Consider the following 22,080-nt stretch of genomic DNA (forward strand, 5'->3'; position numbering starts at 1 on the left):
CCTTCCGGGGTCGTTCCGTCACCGTCGGTTGACATCAGACCAGCGGAGCACCCTCCTGGATCGACGCGATCTCGGCGTCCTTCACCATCGCCGCGAGCCGCGCGAACGTACGCATCCGCACCGACCGGTCGAGCTCCGTCGGCATCACCGGCAAGATCGACACCGGCCACAACTCATGTCGCCGCAAGCAGTACGCCGCCAGCGCCTCCGACGCCCCGCGCTCCCCCAGATAGCCGAGCGTCTGCAGCGCCGAACGCCGACCGGGCACCCGCTCGACCGCCTGGTTCGCGAGGAAGATCCCGAACCCGTGGAAGATCGCGAACAGATCGGTCACCGCCTCGGCATCGGGCCGCTGCCGGTCGATCAGGTGATAACCCCACAGCACCTCGTGCCCGAGCTCGTGAGCCGTCGCAGCCACCACCGCAGACGGATCCGCGCGTACGTCGGCCGACAGCATCACCGCAGTACCGTCGAGGTCGCCGCTGCGCAGGTCCAGCCAGCATGCGCGCGATCCGCTGCCCGGCGGCTTCGCCCAGACGGCCTCGGCGCGATCGCACAGTGCGGCCCGCCGATCGAGGTCGGTCTCCTGGACGATCGCCGTACTGCGGTTCAGCTCGGCCTGCAACTCCCGCTCGGCAAGCACCCCGATCTCCGGCGCAAAACCGGCGGCAGCGAGGGCGTCGACCTCGGCCGGCGTCATTGTTGCCCGCAGCCCCGATACCGCCACGATGTTCGCGCGCTGCTCCGCCCGAAGACGGTGAACGGCCGCGCTGCGGGCGGCGGCGCGGACCTCGTCCATCCGGAAGCTGAACCGGATCCGGTCGTCGGGCACCTCCATCCAGGCGCAGACCTTGAGGCAGAGGTCACGGGCCGCACGCTCCGAACCGTCGTACCCGCGGGGCACGAACTCGCTCGGCAGCACCGGCGGACGACGCAGCGGCTCGACCCCGAACCGTCCCGTCAACCAGTCCAACGTGTCTTCGATCCATTGTTCGGGTCCCCCAGGCAGCATGACCTTCGGCCCGTACAGCAGCCCCCGGTCCCGTTGCCGGCGCCGCCACGCACCGATCAGATTCATACCGAACTGACGCGACCCGACGGTTGCCCGTTCCATCGCGAATATTGCGGTTGGATCACCACCCGAGGACGGAGGGCGGACCTCCGATCAACTCGTCGAGCCGGGCCGTGAAGCGCGCCCGCGGCTCGGGATCGAGGGCCTGCTGCCAGGCCGGGACGAGTGGGCCGTCCCGCAGCAGCCGGTGCTGCCGGAAGCGATACGCCGCGAGCGCCTCCGCGACGGCCGTCTCGCCGAGGTATCCGAATGTCTCCACAGTCGGCGTCCCGAGCGTGGTCTCGTCGAGGGCTGCGTTGGCGTGTGCAATACCGAAGCCGTGCAGCACTGCGAACAGGTCAGTCAGCGGCTCCCGCAGTACGCCGGTCGCGCCTGGCACGTCAGACGGCATCAGAACCTGATGACCGAGCTCATGCGACGCAGCGGCCATCAGCACGGTCGGATCCGCGAGTACGTCGGAACCGAGCATCACCGCGGTGTATCCGGGCAGCAGCTCGACCCCGGGAAGGCAGTAGGTCAGATCGGTCCATCGGCCGGCCGACGACGATTCCAGTCCTGCTGCCTCGGGGTCCGGCCGATCCGGCCGCTGCAGTAGCTCGGCTCGTCGCACCGGGTCTGGCTCGGCCGCGATCTCCCGACAGCGAACCAGCTCGGTGAGGAAGTCAAGGAATGCAAACCGCTGGATCTCCGGCAGCAGCCCGACATCGACACCGTCAGGCTCCTGCGGCGCAGCGTCGCCGACACCGCACTCGAGCAGCAGCTCGCCGAGCCGGTCATTCGGCGCGGCGCCCAGGACGCGTGAGTACTTCCGGACGGCAGCGATGTCCACCGGGTCCGCACCGCGGAAGGCCGGCAGGCTCTGGGCGACGAAGGCGTCGGCGAGCGTTGCCCCCAGCAACTGACCTGCTTCGACCACCTTCTCCAACCGGAAGCTGAACCGGATCCGCCCCGACGGGATCCCCATCCGCTCAGCCACGGACAGGCACAACTCCCGAGCAGCCGCCTCCGAGCCGTCGAACCCAACCGGCCCGAACTCGCCCGGCACGACGGCGGGTAGACGCAGCGGGTCGGTCCCGAAGTGGTCGATCAGCAACCGCAACGAATCGTCGACCCACTGCCGCGCCCCACCCGGCAACTCGACCTTCGGCGCCCGCACGAGATCGCTGAAGGACATGTCCATGCCCTCTGCGACGTCGGCCAACAGCATTGCGGTTCCAGCTACTTGAGGAGGAGTTTGCCGAGGCGGCGGGATGCGACGTACATGCCGAGGGTCCCCATGACGGCCAGGTAGAGGGCGTGGACGACGAGGAACCAGCCGACGGTGCCGGTGGCGAAGGCACGCTCGAGCACGACGCCTTGGTAGAGCGGGGTGATCTCGACGAGCCAGCGGATCGCGTCCGGGTACGTCTCGACCGGATAGAACGTGGCCGAGAACAGGAACATCGGCATGATCGCGAGCTGCACGAACTCGAAGTCCTGCCAGCTGCGCATGAACGTGGTCAGCGCCATCCCCGCGCCGGCGAACGCGAACCCGATCAGCACCGAGGCCGGTAGCGCGAGCAGCGCCCACCACGACGAGATCAGACCCATGATCAGCATCACCAGGATGAACATCGCCGAGTAGATCGCGCCGCGCAGCAGCGCCCAGGTGATCTCGCCGGTCGCCACGTCCCACGGCCGCAACGGCGTCGCGAGCATCGAGTCGTACAGCTTGGCGTACTTCATCCGGAAGAAGATGTTGTACGTCGAGTCGAAGATCGCGCCGTTCATCGCCGAACTGGCCAGCATCGCCGGCGCGACGAAGGCGGCGTACGCGATCTTGGTGCCGTCGGACAGCGTGAAGTCGCCGACGAGGTGAGCGACGCCGATGCCGATCGAGAGCAGGTAGAACACCGGCTCGAAGAAGCCGGACAGGAACACGACCCACGATCGCCGGTAGAGCAGGAAGTTGCGCTCGACGATGTGCCGGCCGCCACCGAGCCGGACCGGAACCGGGACAACCCGGGCAGCGATAGTTGCCATCAGCGGATCAACTTTCGGGTGAAGCCGCGGACGGCGAGCCAGGTGCCGGCGATGAACCAGGCCAGCAGATAGACGACGTTGACGAGCGCCAGCCACGGGTTGACCGTGCCGAGGCTCAGGTTGCGGCACAGGTCGACCCCATGCCACAGCGGACTCACGTACGCGAGCCACTCGATCCAGTTCGGCAGCTGGGAGACCGGGAAGAACGCACCGGAGAACAGGAACGCCGGAACCACGCCGAAGCGGAAGACCATCGCGAAGCCCGCGTCGTTCTCCAAGGTCGTCGCGTACGCCGCGATCGGGCCGGCGACCGCCATCCCGACGAGCAGCGCGACCGGCAGACCGAGGATCCCGAGCGGCGACTTCAACCCGCCGAACAACGCGATGATCACCAGGAACACCGCACACGAGCTCAGCACCCGGAACGCGATGAACGCCAACTGCCCGTAGACCACATCCGCCGGCCGCAGCGGCGTCGCGATCATCGAGTGGAAGAACTTCTGCCACTTCAGGCCGGACATCACCGGGTACGTCGACTCGCCGACCGCGATCTGCAACGCCGTCGAGGCGAGCAACCCCGGCGCGATGAACTGCAGATAGCTGACCCCGCCGAGCGCGCCCGTCCCATTGCTGTCGACGAACGAGCCGAGCCCGATCCCCATCGCGGCCAGGTAGAGCATCGGCAGCAGGAAGCTGCTGATCATCGTGCCCTTCCAGGTCCGCTTGTAGACGGTCAGCCAGTAGTCGAACATCCGGCGACCGTTCTCGAGGGCGAGCGCCATCAGTCCACCAACGTCCGGCCGGTGAGGCGCAGGAACACGTCCTCCAGCGTCGAGCGGCGGACGAGAACAGCGGCCGGTTGCAGACCGCGCTCGTGCACCGCGGCGACCGCGCCCTCACCGTCGTCGGTGTAGAGCAACAGGCGATCAGGCAGCACTTCGATGCGTTGGGCAAGGTCCTCGACCTTGCCGGCCAGGGCGTCGTGGTCGGCCAGCATCACGTCCGGCCCGAACCGCAGCTCGGTCACCTCGCGCGTCGAATAGTCCCGGATCAGGTCGGACGGCGAACCCTCGGCCGCGATCAGACCGCCGTCCATCACCACGAGCCGGTCACACAACTGCTCGGCCTCGTCCATGTAGTGGGTGGTGATGATCAACGTGACGCCGGCCTGCTTGAGCCGGAACAGCTTGTCCCACAACAGGTGCCGCGCCTGCGGGTCGAGTCCGGTGGTCGGCTCGTCCAGGAGCAGCAGGTCGGGCTTGCTGACCAGGGAACGGGCGATCGTCAGCCGCCGCTTCATCCCGCCGGAGAGTTCGTCGACCTTGACCTTCGCCTTCTCGGTCAGGGCCACGAACTCGAGCAGCTCGTCGGCCCGCTCGCGGCACTCGGCCCGGCTGAGACCGAAGTACCGACCGTAGATCGTGAGGTTCTCCCGGACCGTCAGCTCGGTGTCGAGGGTGTCGTCCTGCGGGCAGACCCCCAGCCGCGCGCGGATCGCCGGGCCGTCGGTGGCCGGATCGAGGCCGAGGATGCGCAGGGTGCCGCCGCTGGTCGGGGAGACCGCGCCGATCATCCGCATCGTCGACGACTTGCCCGCGCCGTTCGGCCCGAGGAACCCGAAGGCCTCGCCGCGCCACACGTCCAGGTCGATCCCGCGAACCGCTTCGAAGTCGCCGTACGACTTCCGCAGCTCGCGGACATGGACCAAGGACTCCCGCTGCTCACTCACCTGCCCGACACTAGACGCACCTCCGGACAGTTTCTTCTCGTTTTGGGCAGGCGGGATGGCATTCACCGTTGACGATCTCCAGCGACTGAGCGATCTGACGGTCAACGCCTGGCAGGACGGTCTCGACCGGGACTGGTCGGCCCCGGCCGGCAGCCTGACCTGGACCTGTCTGCGGACGGCGGACCACACGGTCGACACTGTGCTCGCCCCAGCGATCTTCCTGGCATCGCGCAAGCTCGACGACTATCCGTCGTACGGAATCAGCACACCTGGTCCGGACGCCGCTCCCGCGGTGTTCGTCGAGGCGTTGCAGACCGCCACCAGGATCCTGATCGCGGTGGTCGGCGACGCCACCGCGGATGACCGAGCAGTGATCTGGCGGCGACCACGCGTCGAGACCCGGGGACCGGCCGACTTCCCACCGCGGGCCGGCCTGGAGCTGATCCTGCACGCGTACGACGTCTGCCAGGGCCTCGGCGTACCGTTCGCACCGCCCGCGGACCTCTGCGCCCGTCTACGGGACCACACCCGCGCCTGGCCGATGTGGACAACCCCCGGCTGGTCCCCACCGACGAACACCCCGGCCGCCTGGCCCGACCTCCTCCAAGCCTCCGGCCGCTAGGACCCCTCGAACCCGCCCGGCCTGATCAGCCGCGGCCGACGTACGGCATGCCGGCGGCCATCACGGTCAGGGTCGGTACGGCGACCGTGGTCGGGAGCTTTGCGATCTGTACGACGAAGTCCGCGACGATCTTCGGGTCGAACGTCGGCTCGACCGCGATCGAGCCGTCCGGCTGGAGCACGCCCTGCTCCATCCGTGCGGTCATCGCGGTCGAGGCGTTGCCGATGTCGATCTGGCAGGCGGTGATGCCGTGCGCGCGACCTTCCAGCTCGAGGCCTTTGGTCAGACCGCTGATGGCGTGCTTGCTCGCGGTGTACGCGATCCCCTGCGGCCGCGGTACATGCGCCGAGATCGACCCGTTGTTGATGATCCGCCCGCCTTTGGGATCCTGCCGCAACATCAGGTCGAACGCCGCCTGCGCACACAAGAACGACCCGGTCAGGTTGGTATCCACCACCCGCCGCCAGTCCTCCTCCCGCACATCCTGCACCCCAGCCGCCGGCGACCCGGTCCCCGCGTTGTTCACCAACACATCAACCCGCTCCAGCCCCCCGAAAAACCCCCGAACCGCACCCCCATCAGCCACATCCAGCACAGCCCCTTCCACCACACCCCACCCCGCGCCTCCGGCCACACCGTCGCGGCCTCCGGCGCTCCCCCCATTTCCCGCCGCCGCAGCCGCGTTAGCGGCTGCGGCGGCGGTTTCTTGGAGCTTCTCCTCAGTTCTGCCCGTCACCCACACGCGGTACCCAGCCGCCGCGAGTGCCAGCGCCATCTCCCGCCCCAGCCCGGATCCACCGCCGGTCACCACAGCCACCTGCGTCATCGCGCCACCCTTCTGCATGTTCTGACTGGCGTCCAGGATGGCAGCAACGCGGCAGCGACCGCCGTCATGACCAGCAACTCGACCCACACACCACCACCGAGCGGCGGCACCAGCTCCTCGGTCAGGTTCCACGCAGCATGCACGAGGATCGCCCCCGGCACCCCACCGCGCAGCTTCTCGCTCACGAACAACATGACGAACGTCAGCGGGAACAGCTCCAGGAAGAACGTCACCCCCGCCGCCGTGAACAGCCCGTCATCGTGCTGCCCCGTGCCGCTCAGGAAGTACAGCGGCACATGCCACAACCCCCACGCCGCCCCGAGCACCACAGTCGTCCCCAGCGGACCGAAGTACTCACGCAACCGAGGCTGCACGTACCCCCTCCACCCGAACTCCTCCGACACCGGCCCCGCCAAGAACGTGTACGCCGCCGCACCGAGCACCCCTCCGGCCCCCGCGACGACCGACGCGGCGTGGTCAGGCAGCTCAGGCAGCTGCCCGCCGATGATGCACGCCCCCAGCGGACCGATCGCTCCGAGTACGACGGCAACCACCGGCCACACCGGCGACCAGCGGACCACGCGCCGCCGCTCGCGGTACCGGAGCCACATCACCAACGCGGCCAACGACGGTCCCGAGGCGGCGAGCGAGAAGACGATCATGCCCGCGCCCTCGTCCAGATTCACCCCGAGTACGCCGAGCACCGCCCACGGCACCCACGTCAGAACAAGACAGATGACCCCGAACTCCACCAACCGCCGCTTGATCACCGACCCAGCCTCCCGGCGGGCGCAGCGCTCGAACCAGGGTGCTGGACCGACCTCCGAAGGGGATCCAGCACTACCTCGCGTCACAAAACACCCCCTTCCACCGTCGAAAGGGTGAAGGACCGACGTCCTTCGCTGCGGACAGTGACCATCCGGCGACCGAGAGCAAATAAGTGGCGACTCACTTGAACATCTTGGAAACTCATTTGCGTGTATCACGCAAGCATGTATATGCTTGCAGCATGCAAGTAAACGACGCGTACTCTCCGCAGACCCCCATCGAGGGCGTCATGCACGCGTTCACCCGGATCGGACGCCGGCTGAAAGCCAAGCAGCCCGGCGACACGATCGACCACAGCGCGCACGTCGTGCTGTTCGTACTGCGGTGCAACGGCGCACTGCGCCTGTCCGACCTCGCCGGGCGTCTCGAGCTCGACGCCTCGACCACCAGCCGGCACGTCCGGTCCCTGGAGCAGCTGGGCCTGGTCCGCCGCTCCCCCGACCCCGACGACGGCCGCGCCTTCCGGGTCGAGCTGACCGACGAGGGCATCGAGCAATGGGAAGCCAGCGCCCGTCACCGGATGGAGCTGCTGAGCGCCGCGATGGAGGGCTGGTCCGAGGAGGACGTGCAGACCTTCGAGCGGCTGATGACCCGCTTCGCGGACGGCGTCGCCGCCCGGACCGAAGTACCTGCCAGCGCCGCCTGGGCCGAGAAGGGGTGGGCCGCTGTGGCCCCGAGACCTTCGCCGCAGGCAGAGCGCAGTACAGACAAAGACTTCGCGGCCAGCGGCGACCCCGTAGACCGTGAGAACACCGACAAGAACCTGGAGAGCACCAAATGAGCACCACAGAGCCAGCCACCGCCGGCGGCGCTGCGCCTGATAGCGGTCCTAGCTACCTGTCCCACAAGCAGATCCTGGTGATTCTCGGCGGCCTGATGGCCGGGATGTTCCTGGCCGCGCTCGACCAGAGCATCGTGGGTACGGCGCTGCCGCGTATCGTCAGCGAGTTCAACAGCCTCGACAAGTTGTCCTGGGTGGTCACGGCGTACCTGCTGACCTCGACCGCCTCGACCCCCCTGTGGGGAAAGATCTCCGACCTCTACGGCCGCCGCCCGCTGTTCATCGCGGCGATCGTCACCTTCCTCGGCGGCTCGGTGCTGTCCGCGCTGTCGCAGAACATCGAGCAGCTGATCGGCTTCCGCGCCGTCCAGGGTCTGGGCGCCGGCGGTCTGATGTCCCTCGCGTTCGCCACCATCGGCGACGTGATCCCGCCGCGCGAGCGCGGTAAGTACATGGGGTACTTCGGTGCCGTCTTCGGCCTGTCCTCGGTGGCCGGCCCGCTGCTCGGCGGTCTGCTCACCGACGGTCCCGGCTGGCGCTGGATCTTCTGGATCAACGTGCCGATCGGTCTGGTTGCCCTGGGCATCGTTGCCGCCGTACTCCGGTTGCCGCACGTGAAGCGCTCGCACAAGATCGACTACCTGGGCGCCTCCACGATCGCCGCCGCGGTCACCTCGTTGCTGCTGGCAATCTCCTGGAGCGGTCCGACCAACGGCTGGGGCACCGCGACCACGCTGGCGCTGCTGATCGGCTCCGCCCTACTGGCCGTCGCCTTCGTCCTGATCGAGCTGCGGGTCGCCGAGCCGATCATCCCGATGGACCTGTTCAAGGGCCGGATCTTCTCCGGGTACGCCGGGTACGCGTTCCTGCTGGGCTTCGCGATGTTCGGTGCGCTGATCTTCCTGCCGCTGTACCTGCAGGCTGTCAAGGACCTGTCGCCGACCCGCTCCGGCCTGGCGTTGCTGCCGATGATCGTCGGTATCTTCTCCGCGTCGATCCCGAGCGGCCAGATGATGAGCAAGAGCGGGCGGTACAAGCACTTCCCGATCATCTCCGCGGTCCTGGTCAGCAGCGCGATGGTGCTGCTGTCCACGCTGAGCCTGACCACGCCGTACTGGCAGCTGGCGATCTACATGTTCGTGATGGGCGCCGGTCTGGGTCTGTCGATGCAGATCACCGTCACCGCCGCGCAGAACAGCGTGCCCCGGCTGCACATGGGCACGGCGACCTCGACGATGACCTTCTTCCGCTCGATGGGTGGCGCGATCGGTACGGCGGTCTACGGCGCCGTACTGACCACCCGACTGAAGACGCACCTGTCCGACATCGTTCCGAACGCCACGCAGTCGATGGTCGACGGACTGGCCAAGGCCGCCAACAGCGTCCAGGCACTGCACGGGCTGAAGGAGCCGCTGAAGGGCTTCGCACTGCACGGGCTCGTCGACGCGATGGACGACGTCTTCCTGGTCTCGCTGCCGTTCCTGGCGATCGCGCTGATCCTGGCGATCATCACCCCGGAGCAGCGGCTGGCCGGCCGTCACGACGGGCCGAAGGCAGAGGGCGAGACCGAGGACTCGCTGGAGTCCTCCGCAGCCGCCGCCATGCACTAACTCAGCACTGAGGTTTACCGCACTGAGACCAAACTCCGGTTGACCTACCCGACAGCCGTCCTGGGAAGCTTCCCAGGGCGGCTGTTCTTTGTGCTCTCGGTGAGAAGAACGGCCCGCCTGACCCCGCCGGGGTCTTAGTTTCGACAGCAGAGTGTGATGCACCGCGACGACAGGGACAGCCTCACGGATGAAGACTCTTGACCGGCCGTTGGACGACGACGACCGCGCGATGGCGGACCTCGCCGAGGTCCGCGACTGGCGACGCCTCGGCGGACCGCAGTCGGGCGGTACCGGGCCGGACCCGGTGCGCCGCCTGATCCGCAGGGTCAAGTCCGCGACGAACTGGAAGCCGTGGCCGATCACCCGCAGGACGGTGATCGACGACCAGCTGGACGGTTGGGGTTTCCTGACCCGCCGCAAGACCGAGCTCGCCGTGTACGACGACCAGGTGCTGCCGCACAGCCCGTTCAGCGGCTGGGTCGCGTTCGCGATCGAGCGCACCGACATCGACGCCGCGATCGCCGGGCTCGACGAACACTGGCCGGCGAAGTTCGACCTCGCCTGCCGACATTGGGGACAGCCGGCGTACGTCGGAATCGACAGCAAGACCGGATTCGTCGACGACTGGTCCCCGGGCGCCGGCGTCGACCGTCGCCACCTCGCCGTGTGGACGCCGCCCGGTGCAGAGATCCACCTGTACAGCAACAAGCCGACACCGCGCCCCTTGTCGGTATCGGTCGGAATCAACTACACGGTCTACCTCAACGAGGAGGGGACATGAGGACACCTGTTCACGCGACCCGGGAACGGCAACGCGACGACATGTTCGCGAACGTCGGGAACCCGCCGCCGACCGGAGCCGTCGACAGTAGCGTGTCGGAGACCTCGCTCACCGCTCTCGCGCAGGACCGCCTCGCGACCGCGGCCGGTCCGGCGGTCAGCCCGGCGGCGCTGGACCCGAGCCTGCGGGCCGGACTGCGGCCACCGGGCCAGACGCGCGCAGCCGGCAACGCGGGCGCGCGCCCCCAGACCGGCGGCCCGACGACCCGCGGCACCGACCGGAACGGCCCCGCCCGCTAGACCGGAACCCCTTTATTTCAGCACCTTCGATCACCTCTGACACCGCACCGACGGAAGGAACAAGTCCGGAATGAAAACGCTGGACAGACCACTCGACGAGGACGACCGGGCCTTCGCCGACTTCGCCGATATTCGCGACTGGTCGGCAATTGCCGGGCCGAACAACGACAAGAGCGGGCCGGAGGTCGTCCGAGCGATCGTGCAGCGGGTCACCTCCGCCACCGACTGGCAGCCCTGGCCGCTCGCCGCCGGTGAGGAGATCGACCCGGTGCTGGTCTCCTGGGGCTTCACCACCAAGCGCGGCAGCACGATCATCGTCTTCCCGGGCATGGCTTTCGCAGACGCCAAGAACAGCGGCTGGTGCGCTTACGGCATCGAGCCGGGCGACATCGCCGACGCCGAGGCCGGACTCGACGCCCACTGGCCGGACCACCTCGACCTGGCCCGCAAGTACTTCGGCGAGCCGGACTACATCGGCGACGACAGCCGTCCGGGCTTCCTCGACGAATGGGGTCCGGGCGCCGGATCCGACAAGCGTCACCTGGCCGCCTGGCTGCTGCCCGGCGCGCACCTCCGGCTGTTCAGCACCAAGCCGACCACCTCCCCGCTGACCACTGCGGTCGGCGTCAACTACGCGATCTACATCAACTAGGAGACGTAATGACCACCCCTTCCAACGAAGGTCCCGCGTGGCAGCAGGGCAACTGGATGGAATCCGGCGACTGGCTTCGCAATCTGAACGACAACGAGCAGCAGAACCTCCGGGCGTTCGTCGGCATGTCCCCGGAGCAGCGGTCGGCCACCCTCGAGTACGCGAACCTGGACTCGCGCCAGCAGGCGAACCTGATGCGGGCGGCGAACACCGACCCGCTGCGCGACCGGGTGAACGCCGCGGTCCGTGGCGTCGTCGCGCGGGTGCAGCTGACCTACGACAACACCCAGCACCGGCTGAGTGAGGCGGCCCAGACCCTGGCGACTCAGGCCCGCGAGTACCGCGACGCCGCAGTCGGCACCGCTACCCGCGCGTACGAGGGCACCCGGGACACGGTCGTCCAGGGTGCACGGGACGCCCAGGCCGCCGTCGTCCGCGGCGCGAACGCCGTCGGGGACCGGGCCGAGCAGGTCGGCCAGCAGGTCGCCGGCGCGTACAACCGCGGCGTGGACCGCGCGACCGCGGCGGGCCGGCAGGTCGCCGAGACCTACCAGGGTGCTCGCGACAGCGTCGTCACTGCGGCGCAGCGCGGACAGGTCGCCCTCGATCAGGCGTGGCAGAGCGGCGCCGATCGTCTGAGCGCGACCGGCCAGCAGATCGCCTCGGGCGCTCGGGATGCCCGCGACGCGGTGGTCGGTGGCGCCCGGGACGCCCGCGATGCGGTCGTCGGCGGCGCCCGGACTGCCCGGGACGCTGTCACTTCGGCGCCTGGCAAGGTGGGGCAGTGGTTCGAGGCCAAGTTCAACAGCACGATGCTGAAGGCCGAGAGCTCGCTGGCGACGTTCAACGCCGGGCGGAACAACCCGGAACTGCAGGCCGACATGTCGCAGGTCATGGACGACAAGAGCCGGCTCGCGCTGATCCAGCAGATGAGCCAGCAGCTGCGCGGTCCGATCTCGGTCGAGGCGAACGACGCCCTCCAGAACCTCGCCCAGCAGTCGCAGGCCCAGGTGGAAGCGCAGACCGCGGCCCGCGCCGGCCTCACCGGCGTAGCCCCGGCGGCCCAGGCTGTCGCCCAGGCGCAGCCCGAGCAGTCGGGTGAGACGGGTCAGCAGGGCAACCAGCCGGCCAACCTCACCAAGAACACCAACAAGGACGGCCTCAACCGCTGATCCCGATCACCCGAAGACGCCGCCGAGCCAGCCTCGGCGGCGTCTTCGCGTACGGCGGACCGGGCAGACTGACCATCGTGAACCCGCTGCAAACCAAGCTGGCCACCATCGGCCTGAAAGCCCTGACCGCCCACGGCTTCGTCCTCGCCGGCGGCTACGCCCTCCAGGCCCACGGCTACGGAACCCGCGAATCCGACGACATCGACCTGTTCACCAACGACCTTGACCCTGCTCACTTCGCCGAGTCCGTCGACCGGCTGGCCACCGCCTACCGAAGAGCCGGCCTGGAGGTCGAAGTCGCTCGCCAGGTGGCGACCTTCGCCCGGATCGTGGTCACCGATGCCGGCAACTCCGCCAAGGCGGACCTTGCTGTCGACCACCGGCTGTTGCCGCCGACGGCGAGCGCGGTCGGACCTGTGCTGTCGGAGGCCGACGCCATCGGCAGCAAGGTGGGCGCGCTGTACTCACGGCTCGAGCCACGTGACCTGATCGACGTACAGGCAGTGCTCGACAGCAATCGCTACGGCACCGAGGAGTTGCTCGCGCTCGCCGACCAGCGCGAGGTCACGCCGTTGGACCGGACGATGCTCGCCGGCCAACTGCGCGCCGGCAGCCGGCTGCCCGGCGCGGGATTCCAGGAATACGGTGCCACGCCCGAGCTGATCGCGCGGATCCGGGACACGGCGACGCAGTGGGCCGAGCGGTTGGACCGACCATCGGAGAAGATGGAGGAATGAACGAGCCGCGCCGGACCCAGCCCGGGGACTCCTACGCCTCCCGCATCCCCTACGTCGTACCGGACTCGCTGGACCAGCTGACCGGTCCACGGAGCGGGCTCGTAGAGCTCCCGGCATCTGTTGCCTGGGGCCCACAACGTGTCTACGACCTCGACAACCCCGTGGACCGTGAGTACTTGTACCAAAAGGTGCTCAGCGAAGCCTCGAACCTCGACCAGCTCACCCGGTTCGTGAACAAGGACCTGCTGATCGAGCTCTGGCCGCAGCTGCATCTGCCGCGGTACTGCGTCCGCCGCTGGCACACCGCGTTCCCGCAGCTCGCCGAGATCGGCGCGGGCGGTATCTGGCAGTGATGGACGCCGAACACGCTCAGGTCGCCCGCATCGGGTTGTCCGCGATCCGCGACGACGGCTACGCACTCGCCGGCGGCCAGGCCTACAAGGAGCACGGCATCGGCGTCCGGACGCCGGAGGACGTCGACCTGTTCACCGACCGGCAGGGTGACTTCGACCAGACGATGGGCCGGCTGCAGTCGGCGTACCGCGACGAGGGCTACCAGGTCGACGTACTCGAGCACTCCGGCGAGCACGCCAAGCTCAGCGTGAGCCGGGACGGCCGCAGTACCCAGGTCGATATCGGCCGCGACTTTCGCAGCCGGCCGCCGGTCGAGACCGAGGTCGGACCGATGCTCTCGGTCGAGGACTCGGTCGGTTCGAAGGTCGGAGCGGCCTACGACCGGGCGGAGGCGAAGCACTTCATCGATCTTGAGGCCGCGGTCCAGTCCGGCCGGTACTCTCGCGACGACCTGCTCGCGCTCGGGGACGAGCGCGAGTTGTCCGGCATCGACCGTGAAGGCTTCGCGTACCAGCTGGACCAGGCCGGGCGGATCCCGGACGCGAAGTACGCCGAACACGGGTTCAGCGCCGAACAGACCGCCGCCCTCAAGCATGATCTCGGCAACTGGGCCCAGCAGATCCGGACCCGCGCGTCGAACCCCGACGTGGACAACGCGATGCGCGTCACCGAGACCGGTCAGGCCAGGGCCGGATCAGGGGCTGCCAGTCAGACGCAGGGCGCGGCGGCACGGCGAGGGGCATCGCTGAACCAGGAGCGTACGAAGGGCGAGCGGGGTAGCTAGTCCTCGGCTGGGAGTGGGTGACGCCGGCCGGGGAGGGGGCGGCGTGGGGGGTCGGGGGGTGGGTCATTGCCGGCTAGGTGGTTGACGATGGCGTTGAGGACGGCGGCGGTGGGGACGGCTACCAGGGCGCCGACGATGCCGGCGATGATTACGCCGGTGGCGATCGAGAGGATGACGGCGAGCGGGTGGACGCTGACCGCGCGGCCGAGGAGGAACGGCTGCAGGACATGGGCCTCCAGCTGCTGTACGCCGATCACGACCGCGAGCATCACGATCGCGACAATGGGGCCCTTGGCAACCAACGCGACGAGGACGGCGACCACGCCGCTGACCAGCGCGCCGACGACCGGTACGAACGCGCCGACGAACACCAGGATGCCGATCGCACTCACCAGCGGCAGGCCGAGGATCGCGGCGCCGAGCGAGATGCCGATCGCGTCCACGGCGGCGACCACGATCGTCGCGCGGACGAACGCGGTCAGCGAGACCCAGGCCCTGCGCCCGGAGGAGTCCGCCTTGTCGCGGGCCCGGCGCGGGAACAGCCGGACCAGCCATGCCCAGATCTGATCGCCCTGGTACAGGAAGAAGAACAGGCAGAACAACGCGATGAACAGGCCGGCGACGACGTGCGTGGCCGTCGTACCGACCGCTGCTGCCTGCTGACCGATCGCGCCGCCCGAGGTGATCTGTTCGCGCAGGGTCTTGATCGCGTTGGTGACGTCCTGGTCAGTGAGGCCGAAGTTGATCCGGCCGAGCTCACGCAGCTTCTGCACACCTTCGCCGACCTGGGTCGACAGGCTGTCGAACTGACCTGCGATCTGCGTGCCGACCAACGTGAGGAGGCCGGCCACCACCACGACCGTCGCGATCACGGTGACCCCGGCCGCGGCGCCGCGCGGGAGGCGAAGCTTCTGCAGGCCGTTGGTGATGGGCACAAGCAAAGCAGTCAGGAGTACGCCGACAGTCACCGGTACGACGACCTCGGACAGGTACCGGATGCCATATCCGATCACGACCACGGCGGCCACGATCGCCAGGAACCGCCACGCCCAGGTGCTGGCGATGTACATCCCGCGCGTCACTCCGGCGTCATCCACCGGCGCCACATCATCGGCAAGCCTCTGCTCCTCCGACTCAGCGGTCTCCTCCAGGACCTCGTTGTCCGCCACCGGACTCTGATCCTCGGAGACCTCCGCGCCGTCCCGCCCCGCCTCGCTCATCACACCTCCGCAGCTCGTTGCTGCTGAGACTAGTGCCCGCGTACTCCGGTTCCATGAATGTGGGCGGCCAGCCCTTCCGCCGCCTTCGGCTCGTCATCTGCGAGCAGGCCGACGGCTGCGAGCACGTAGTCCGCGTCCACGCACACCTCCGCGCGCTCGGGGACGAGCCAGCCCTCCTCCCGCGCATTCGTCCCGATCGAGCCCAGGATCCGGGCGGCGACCTCCGGCGGGTTGTGCCGCAGCACTCCCCCGGAGCCGACGAGCAGATCCACCTCGCGCAGGTCCTTCCCGGATCGCTCGATCACCCGCCCGCCCGGACCGAACACGATCCGCTGCCGTCCGGCATGCCGCCTCAGCGCGACCGTCGCGGCAACGCTCGCCAGCGTCTCGTCGTACGACGCTTCCTGCTCGTCGTGCGGGAGGAATGACGGATCGTCATGCCGGCGTTCGGCAGCTGCTTGTACTTCGGCCACGTTCGCGATGAGCCCGGCCTCGGCGCCCGCGGCGACCACCGGTACGGCGCTCCAGCGCATCCCGAGATCGCCCTCGACCGTACGGGTGACCGGATGCGTGGCGACGACCTCGCGGCCGAGGTTCGCGTCCTCCGGGTCGAGCTCGATCACCGAGTGCACGTCGGTCGTCGCGCCGCCGATATCGACGACCGCCACATCGCCGTGCAGGCCGGCGAGCACCTCGACACCCCGCAGTACGACGTCCGGCGTCGCGGCGCGGATCATGCTCGCGAACGACGGATCGCGCGACAGGTTCTTCCCGCCGATCACATGCGCGAGGAACATCTCCCGGATCGCCGCCCGCGCGCTGTCCGGCGCGAACACGCCGATCTCCGGTACGACGTTGTCCGCGAGCACGTGCGGTACGGCGGCCTCGGTGAGGATGCCGCGGATCTCGGCCTGCGCGTCGATGTTGCCCGCGACAACGACCGGTTTCCGCCACTTGTACTTCGCGAGCGTCTCGGTCGCCTTCAGCAGCACCGCCGAGTTGCCGCCGTCGGTCCCGCCGAGCAACAGCACGACGTCCGGGCGATCCTTGCGGAGCTCCTTCTGACTGGTTGCCGTCAGCCCACCGTTGACGACGGCAACCACCCGGCCGCCGCTGGACAACGCGACCCGCTTCCCCGCCTCCGCGGTCACGAGCTCTTCGTTGCCCACGACACCGATCCGCAGCCCGCCGCCCGCACTCGAGCAGGCCAGCACCTCGGCCTTCTTCACGCCACGGTCGACGTCCTCGAGCGCGACCCGGCAGGCATGCCACCCGTCCATCACGTCGGTGTCGATCGTCGTACGGTGCTCGGCTCGGGCGACCAACTCGCCCGAGCCGATGTCCACGGCAACCGCCTTCGTGAACGTCGACCCGAAGTCGACGGCCACTACGAGGCTCATGCCATTGCGCGGTCGAGGTCGAGCAACAGGTCGTCGATGGTCTCGATGCCGACGCTCAGGCGGATCAGGTCGGCCGGCACCTCCAGCGGCGTACCGGCGACCGAGGCGTGCGTCATCTTGCCCGGGTGCTCGATCAGCGACTCGACGCCGCCGAGGGACTCGCCGAGCGTGAAGACCTCGGCCTTGTTGCAGATGTCCAGCGCATGCTTCTCGCCGCCGGTGACGCGGAAGCTCACGATCCCGCCGTACCGCTTCATCTGCTTTGCGGCAGTCTCGTGGCCCGGGTGGCCGTCGATGCCGGGGTAGAGCACCTGGCTGACGGAGTTGTGCCGCTGCAGGAACTCGACGACCTTCTCGGCGTTGTCGCTGTGCCGATCCATCCGGACGCCGAGCGTCTTGATGCCGCGCAGCACCAGCCACGAGTCGAACGGCCCGGCGACAGCGCCGATCGCGTTCTGGTGAAACGCGATCTTCTCGGCCAGCTCCGCGTCACGGACGATGAGCGCGCCGCCGACCACGTCGGAGTGGCCGCCCATGTACTTCGTGGTCGAGTGGACGACCACGTCCGCGCCGAGCTCCAGCGGCTGCTGCAGGTACGGCGAGGCGAACGTGTTGTCGACGACCAGCAGGGCGCCGGCATCGTGCGCGATCTGGGCGACGATGGCGATGTCCGCGACGTTCAGCAACGGGTTGGTGGGGGTCTCGAGCCAGACGACCTTGGTCTTCCCGGGCTGGATCGCGGCGCGGATCGCCTCCGGGTGGGTGACTGCGGCCGGCGTCATCTCGACGCCCCAGGTGCCGAGCACCTTGGAGAACAGCCGGAAGGTGCCGCCGTACGCGTCGTCGGGGAACACCACGTGGTCACCGGGCACGCACAGCGAGCGGATCAGGGTGTCCTCGGCCGCCAGCCCGCTGGCGAACGCGAACCCGCGGTTGCCCGCCTCGATCGCGGCCAGGCACTCCTCGAGCGCCGTCCGGGTCGGGTTCGCGGAGCGGGAGTACTCGTAGCCGTTGCGCAGCCCGCCGACACCGTCCTGCTTGTAGGTGCTGGTGGCGTAGATCGGCGGGACCACCGAGCCGGTGGTCGGATCAGGCTCGTTCCCGGCGTGGATGGCGAGCGTCTCGAAGCCGTAGCGGTGTTCCGTATTCACCGGACCAGCGTACGGCCTGGTCTGATCGGCGCATGCATGCCGTCTGTGGCTGAGACGATTGCCGGGAGCCAGGTTGTCCACAGGCGCGTCGTACTGGCTGGCGAATGACCCACTGCGCCGCCTACGGTTGCGGTCAGTGGTTACCGCCGGGGACCGAGAGGAAGGACGACGGGGCCGGATGAAGACGCAGGACAGGCCGCTCGACCAGGACGACCTGGCGATGGCGGATCTCGCCGAGATCCCGGACTGGGGCACGATCGCCGGTCCGGACGGCGACGAAGCCGGTCCGGAGGTTGTGCGCGCCCTGGTGAACCGGGTGATGGGTCAGACGACCTGGCAGCCGTGGCCGTTGGAGGCCGGCGAGGTCATCGGCGACGAGATGGTCTCCTGGGGTTTCACCACCCGGCGCGGGACGACGATGATCGTTTTCGACGGGCTCGCGTTCCCGGACTGCCCGGCCAGCGGCTGGTCGGCGTACGACATCGGTCCGGACGACATCGCCGCGGCCGAGGCCGGGCTGGACGCGCACTGGCCGGACCAACTCTCGCTCGCCACCAGGCACTGGGGGCAGCCCGACTACCTCGGTGATGAGAGCAGCGTCACGTTCGTCGACGAGTGGGAGCCAGGCGCCGGCACCGGCCGCCGGCACCTCGCCGTCTGGCTGCGCCCGGGCGCCCAGATCCACCTGTACAGCAACAAGCCCAGCAAGGACCCGCTGACGACGTCGGTCGGGGTCAACTACGCCGTGTACATCGACTAGGAGACCTGATGAGCGAGCCTTCTGCTGAGCCCCGTCAAGGGCGAATCTCCCGTTGGCGTGCGCGGTCACGCGGCACGAAGACGATGAAGGCCGGTTACGCACTGGCCGCGCGCGACGTGAAGAACTGGGACCGGGACGTCCTGGCCAGGATCGGCAGCTCCCGGATGACGCCTGCGCATCTGGCGCGGCTGGCCCAGGTAGGCGTCAACGGGCAGGTCCGGCCCGACCTGCATGCCGGCACCTCGCAGACGATGAGCCAGCGTGCGACCAACCGGATGCAGCGGACCCAACGGCAGCAGAACCCGACCAGGAACCCGTTCAGCCGGGTGGCGCAACGGTACTCCCGCTGGCAGGACGTCCGGCACGGAACCAAGATGGTCAAGGCCGCGATGGTCCTGGCCGGCAAAGAGGCGAAGAACGCCGATCCCAACGTCAGGCTGGCGATGGGCAACGACCCGACCATGACCAAGAGCCAGATCTCCAACATGGTCCAGGGCCAGATGGAGACAGCCTTCAAGCCCGAGGTCTATGCGCCACGTCCGGGCCAGGGTGCCGGCCAGCAGCAGGGTGTCGGTCAGCAGCAGGTTCAGGGCCAGGGGCAACAGGGTCAAGGTCAGCAGGTTCAAGGTCAGGGCCAGAGGCAACAGATCCAGGGCGGGCGGGTGCAGGCGCAACCACAGCGCGGAGCGGCGGTGATGCAGCAGCTCGTGGCTGCAGCCGGCAGCCAGGCGACTGGGGACACCGAGCAGGCGCTGGTCCAGGCCTTGGCCGAGTTCCAGCGGCTGCAGGGCGAGATCAAGCTGCTGATCGAGACCCGGATGGCCCAGATCCAGCAGGAGAACACCAACCTGACCGCCCTGCTGAACGAGGTCAACCGCCCGAGCCAGCAGGCCAACCAACAGGCCACCCAGCAGCCGGCCCAGCGCCCGGAGATCGATCCGAACCTCCACAACGTAGGCCAGCACCCGATCATCCAGACCGAAGATCCCGCCCAGCAGCCCGCCACCCAACAGCCCGAAGGCGAACAAACCACCGAAGGCCCGGAGGCCGGCGGCGAGGGCACCCAAGGCGCCAACGGCCAGCAAGTCGGCGACGGCGAGCAGATCGGCGACGGTCAGCAAGTGGCTGAGGGGCAACAGGTCGGCGACGGCCAGCAGATCGGCGATAGTCAGCAAGTTGCCGGAGGCCCGCAAGCGGCTGAGGGCCAGCAGGTTGAGGGTGGCGAGCAGGAGGCCGGTGAAGGGGCTCAGCAACCGGTCGCCGCGAGCGGCCAGCAGGTAGTCCAAGGCGGCCAGGAAGGCGCTCAGCAGCAGGCCGGCGACGGTCAGCAGGTCGGCGACGGTCAGCAAGTTGCCGGAGGCCCGCAAGCGGCTGAGGGCCAGCAGGTTGAGGGTGGCGAGCAGGAGGCCGGTGAGGGAGCTCAGCAGCCCGTCGCCGCCAGCAGTCAGCAGGTAGTCCAGGGCGGGCAGGAAGGCGCTCAGCAGCAGGCCGAGACCGCCGCACAGCCGGTCAGCAGGAGCGAAGACTGGACCAGGACGGCGGAGGCCCCCGAGGCCCACGCCGAACAGCCCGTCGGCCCTCCAACCCAGGGCCAGCCGCAGGTCCAGGGCCAACCGCAGGGACAGCCGCAGCTCCAGGGCCAACCCCAGGCACAGCCCCAGGTCCAGGGACAGCCGCAGGTCCAAGGGCAGCCGCAGGTTGCGGGGCAGTCGCAGGGCGAGAACTTCGCGCAGCTCCAGGGAGGGACCGACCCGAAGGAGATCAGGGCGAAGGAGGAAGCCGCACGGGCAGCCGCAGCGGCCGGAGATGTCGCGCCGGTGCGCAACTCGACCCAGGCGGCAGCCACCAAGACGGCGGAGTCCGCGAGACAAGACACCGGGACGCGAGCCGCCGGCCAGAACGCGAGCAGGAATCCGCAGCAGACCGGCCCCAGCAAGTGATCACCAACACGTGATCACCAGCACGCACTAACACCACGAACGCCGCCGGTCCCCGGCGGCGTTCGCCATACTCCGCCGGTCGGCGCTCGTGGCAACCCGCCGGCCCGGGAGTTCGTCGTACTTCGCCGGGTCGCGCGGCAGTGCTCGTCTCAACCCGCCCGCCGCGGGCGTTCGTCGTACTCCGTCTGTCGCGCGGCGACGCTCGTCGTACTCCGTCTGTCGCGCGGCGACGCTCGTGGTAACCCGCCGGCCCCGGGAGTTCGTCGTACTCCGCCAGTCGCGCGGCGGCGCTCGTCGTGATCCGCCGGCCCCGGGGGGGTCGTCGTACTCGGTTCTAGAAGTCGACGAGGTCTAGTTGTGCCTCGACCGGGGTGCCTTCGGTCAGGTGCTCGGCGAGCCGCACGGGCTTCTTCACCGGGAGTAGGTAGCTGCCGGACTTGCTTGGGAATAGCGATGTCTGCCAGGTGCTTGCGCCGACCGTCACGCTGACCCGCACCGAGCCGAACCCCCTGCGCCGGCCCGCGGTCAGATCCGCGATGTCGTCGCTGATCTCCTCCGGAACGGCGACGAAGTACCAACTGCCTTCGCCCGGGTACTGCCACAGCGGCGCCGAGAACCGATAAGTGCTCACACCTCAGGATTTCAGGCGGACGGTGAAGATCGGTAGCAGGAAGTGGACGAGCGGGCCGATCGCGAGCGCGTACACGACGGTTCCGACACCGATCGATCCGCCGAGGAGGACGCCGGTCGCGAGGACGGTGAGCTCGATCGACGTACGGACGAGCCGGACGCTCAGGCCGGTACGACGTACGAGCCCGGTCATCAGCCCGTCGCGCGGACCGGGGCCGAACTGCGCGCCGATGTAGAGCGCACCCGCGAGCGCGTTGACGACGACACCGGCCAGCATGAAGACGATCCGGAGCCAAAGCGCGTCCGGCCGGTCGACCGTGGCCAGGGTGAGGTCGGTGACCAGGCCGATCACGATGGCGTTGCTGATCGTGCCGAGACCGGGCCACTGCCGCAGCGGAATCCAGGCCACCAGTACGACGAAGCTGACCGCGATCACCACGGTGCCGAAGCTGAACGGGAAATGCTTCGTAATGCCGGAGTGGAAGACGTCCCACGGGTCCAGGCCGAGGTTGCCCTGGATCATGAGGCCCATCGAGGCGCCGTACAGCGTCAGCCCGACGTACAGCTGGACGAGGCGTCGCGGCAGGTGGCCCGCTTTCAGCTGCTGGATCGGGTTGATAGGCGCGAGCTGGCGCGGCGGGGCATCGGGAGTGGCGGTCACATCCTCCAGTGTCGGCAGTAAGTGGCCTGGTATTCGATAGCCAATTACG

Annotated in this window: 24 protein-coding genes; 12 read left to right on the plus strand and 12 right to left on the minus strand. The window is 68.7% G+C overall.

The window, feature by feature from the left end; all coding sequences use genetic code 11:
* Positions 1–34: 34 nt before the first annotated feature.
* The 5 genes from ACQPYH_RS36115 to ACQPYH_RS36135 are packed head-to-tail and all read right to left on the minus strand — an operon-like array spanning position 35 to position 4,823.
* Positions 35–1,114, minus strand: coding sequence for a hypothetical protein (locus tag ACQPYH_RS36115; RefSeq protein WP_432880851.1), 1,080 nt, complete (start codon positions 1,112–1,114; stop codon positions 35–37).
* A gap of 19 nt (positions 1,115–1,133) precedes the next feature.
* Entirely contained in the window at positions 1,134–2,279 is a 1,146-nt protein-coding gene (locus ACQPYH_RS36120) for a hypothetical protein (RefSeq protein WP_432880853.1), read from the minus strand.
* 11 nt (positions 2,280–2,290) lie between these two features.
* Positions 2,291–3,094, minus strand: a complete 804-nt coding sequence (locus tag ACQPYH_RS36125) for an ABC transporter permease (protein WP_432880856.1) — start codon at positions 3,092–3,094, stop codon at positions 2,291–2,293.
* Positions 3,094–3,876, minus strand: a complete 783-nt coding sequence (locus ACQPYH_RS36130; RefSeq protein ID WP_432880858.1) for an ABC transporter permease — start codon at positions 3,874–3,876, stop codon at positions 3,094–3,096. The genes ACQPYH_RS36125 and ACQPYH_RS36130 overlap by 1 nt, the downstream gene beginning before the upstream one ends.
* Positions 3,876–4,823 carry an ABC transporter ATP-binding protein gene (locus ACQPYH_RS36135; RefSeq protein ID WP_432880861.1) on the minus strand — a complete coding sequence of 316 codons (948 nt, stop codon included), beginning with the start codon at positions 4,821–4,823 and terminating at the stop codon, positions 3,876–3,878. Before ACQPYH_RS36135 ends, ACQPYH_RS36130 begins: the two co-directional genes overlap by 1 nt.
* 55 nt (positions 4,824–4,878) lie before the next feature.
* On the opposite strand from ACQPYH_RS36135, the gene ACQPYH_RS36140 reads away from it, so the two are divergent.
* Positions 4,879–5,445 carry a hypothetical protein gene (locus ACQPYH_RS36140; RefSeq protein WP_432880864.1) on the plus strand — a complete coding sequence of 189 codons (567 nt, stop codon included), beginning with the start codon at positions 4,879–4,881 and terminating at the stop codon, positions 5,443–5,445.
* 25 nt (positions 5,446–5,470) lie between these two features.
* On the opposite strand, the gene ACQPYH_RS36145 is transcribed toward ACQPYH_RS36140, so the two are convergent.
* Positions 5,471–6,271 carry an SDR family oxidoreductase gene (locus ACQPYH_RS36145; RefSeq protein ID WP_432880866.1) on the minus strand — a complete coding sequence of 267 codons (801 nt, stop codon included), beginning with the start codon at positions 6,269–6,271 and terminating at the stop codon, positions 5,471–5,473.
* Complete coding sequence (locus ACQPYH_RS36150) at positions 6,268–7,041, minus strand: CPBP family glutamic-type intramembrane protease (protein WP_432880869.1); 774 nt, start codon at positions 7,039–7,041, stop codon at positions 6,268–6,270. The genes ACQPYH_RS36145 and ACQPYH_RS36150 overlap by 4 nt, the downstream gene beginning before the upstream one ends.
* Before the next feature lie 239 nt (positions 7,042–7,280).
* Between ACQPYH_RS36150 and ACQPYH_RS36155 the strand changes: the two genes are divergently transcribed.
* The 9 genes from ACQPYH_RS36155 (at position 7,281) to ACQPYH_RS36195 (ending at position 14,269) form a co-directional block, all read left to right on the plus strand.
* Positions 7,281–7,880, plus strand: a complete 600-nt coding sequence (locus ACQPYH_RS36155; protein ID WP_432880872.1) for a MarR family winged helix-turn-helix transcriptional regulator — start codon at positions 7,281–7,283, stop codon at positions 7,878–7,880.
* Complete coding sequence (locus ACQPYH_RS36160; protein WP_432880875.1) at positions 7,877–9,490, plus strand: MDR family MFS transporter; 1,614 nt, start codon at positions 7,877–7,879, stop codon at positions 9,488–9,490. Before ACQPYH_RS36155 ends, ACQPYH_RS36160 begins: the two co-directional genes overlap by 4 nt.
* Before the next feature lie 187 nt (positions 9,491–9,677).
* Positions 9,678–10,271: a hypothetical protein gene (locus ACQPYH_RS36165; protein WP_432880878.1), complete on the plus strand. Its 594-nt coding sequence runs from the start codon at positions 9,678–9,680 to the stop codon at positions 10,269–10,271.
* Positions 10,268–10,570 carry a hypothetical protein gene (locus tag ACQPYH_RS36170; RefSeq protein ID WP_432880880.1) on the plus strand — a complete coding sequence of 101 codons (303 nt, stop codon included), beginning with the start codon at positions 10,268–10,270 and terminating at the stop codon, positions 10,568–10,570. Before ACQPYH_RS36165 ends, ACQPYH_RS36170 begins: the two co-directional genes overlap by 4 nt.
* Before the next feature lie 70 nt (positions 10,571–10,640).
* A complete protein-coding gene (locus ACQPYH_RS36175) occupies positions 10,641–11,222 on the plus strand; it encodes a hypothetical protein (RefSeq protein WP_432880883.1) in 582 nt (193 codons plus the stop codon).
* 8 nt (positions 11,223–11,230) lie between these two features.
* Positions 11,231–12,394 (plus strand): hypothetical protein, encoded by a 1,164-nt coding sequence (locus tag ACQPYH_RS36180; protein WP_432880886.1) that lies wholly within the window; start codon positions 11,231–11,233, stop codon positions 12,392–12,394.
* Positions 12,395–12,471: 77 nt separating this feature from the next.
* Positions 12,472–13,131, plus strand: coding sequence for a nucleotidyl transferase AbiEii/AbiGii toxin family protein (locus tag ACQPYH_RS36185; protein WP_432880888.1), 660 nt, complete (start codon positions 12,472–12,474; stop codon positions 13,129–13,131).
* Positions 13,128–13,484: a transcriptional regulator gene (locus ACQPYH_RS36190; protein ID WP_432880890.1), complete on the plus strand. Its 357-nt coding sequence runs from the start codon at positions 13,128–13,130 to the stop codon at positions 13,482–13,484. The genes ACQPYH_RS36185 and ACQPYH_RS36190 overlap by 4 nt, the downstream gene beginning before the upstream one ends.
* A complete protein-coding gene (locus ACQPYH_RS36195) occupies positions 13,484–14,269 on the plus strand; it encodes a nucleotidyl transferase AbiEii/AbiGii toxin family protein (protein WP_432880893.1) in 786 nt (261 codons plus the stop codon). Before ACQPYH_RS36190 ends, ACQPYH_RS36195 begins: the two co-directional genes overlap by 1 nt.
* Here ACQPYH_RS36195 and ACQPYH_RS36200 read toward each other — a convergent pair.
* From ACQPYH_RS36200 to ACQPYH_RS36210, 3 genes are read right to left on the minus strand one after another with little or no spacing between them, the layout of a single operon-like run.
* A complete protein-coding gene (locus ACQPYH_RS36200; RefSeq protein ID WP_432880896.1) occupies positions 14,266–15,489 on the minus strand; it encodes an AI-2E family transporter in 1,224 nt (407 codons plus the stop codon). The two genes, ACQPYH_RS36195 and ACQPYH_RS36200, sit on opposite strands and share 4 nt — an antisense overlap.
* A 29-nt stretch (positions 15,490–15,518) precedes the next feature.
* Positions 15,519–16,889, minus strand: a complete 1,371-nt coding sequence (locus tag ACQPYH_RS36205) for a glutamate mutase L (protein ID WP_432880899.1) — start codon at positions 16,887–16,889, stop codon at positions 15,519–15,521.
* Positions 16,886–18,040, minus strand: coding sequence for a cystathionine gamma-synthase (locus ACQPYH_RS36210; protein WP_432880901.1), 1,155 nt, complete (start codon positions 18,038–18,040; stop codon positions 16,886–16,888). Before ACQPYH_RS36210 ends, ACQPYH_RS36205 begins: the two co-directional genes overlap by 4 nt.
* A gap of 178 nt (positions 18,041–18,218) precedes the next feature.
* Here ACQPYH_RS36210 and ACQPYH_RS36215 point away from each other — a divergent pair, with 178 nt between their 5' ends.
* Positions 18,219–18,800 carry a hypothetical protein gene (locus tag ACQPYH_RS36215; protein WP_432880904.1) on the plus strand — a complete coding sequence of 194 codons (582 nt, stop codon included), beginning with the start codon at positions 18,219–18,221 and terminating at the stop codon, positions 18,798–18,800.
* 8 nt (positions 18,801–18,808) lie between these two features.
* The gene (locus tag ACQPYH_RS36220; RefSeq protein WP_432880906.1) at positions 18,809–20,740 is read left to right on the plus strand and encodes a hypothetical protein; all 1,932 of its coding nucleotides are present in this window, start codon (positions 18,809–18,811) and stop codon (positions 20,738–20,740) included.
* A 334-nt stretch (positions 20,741–21,074) separates the two neighbouring features.
* Here the strand turns inward: ACQPYH_RS36220 and ACQPYH_RS36225 are convergent, their stop codons facing one another.
* Complete coding sequence (locus tag ACQPYH_RS36225; RefSeq protein ID WP_432880908.1) at positions 21,075–21,371, minus strand: DUF1905 domain-containing protein; 297 nt, start codon at positions 21,369–21,371, stop codon at positions 21,075–21,077.
* Positions 21,372–21,374: 3 nt separating this feature from the next.
* A complete protein-coding gene (locus tag ACQPYH_RS36230) occupies positions 21,375–22,031 on the minus strand; it encodes a YczE/YyaS/YitT family protein (RefSeq protein WP_432880910.1) in 657 nt (218 codons plus the stop codon).
* Between the last annotated feature and the right edge of the window lie 49 nt (positions 22,032–22,080).

The organism is Kribbella sp. CA-245084, assembly GCF_050942355.1.
Taxonomy (GTDB): Bacteria; Actinomycetota; Actinomycetes; order Propionibacteriales; family Kribbellaceae; genus Kribbella.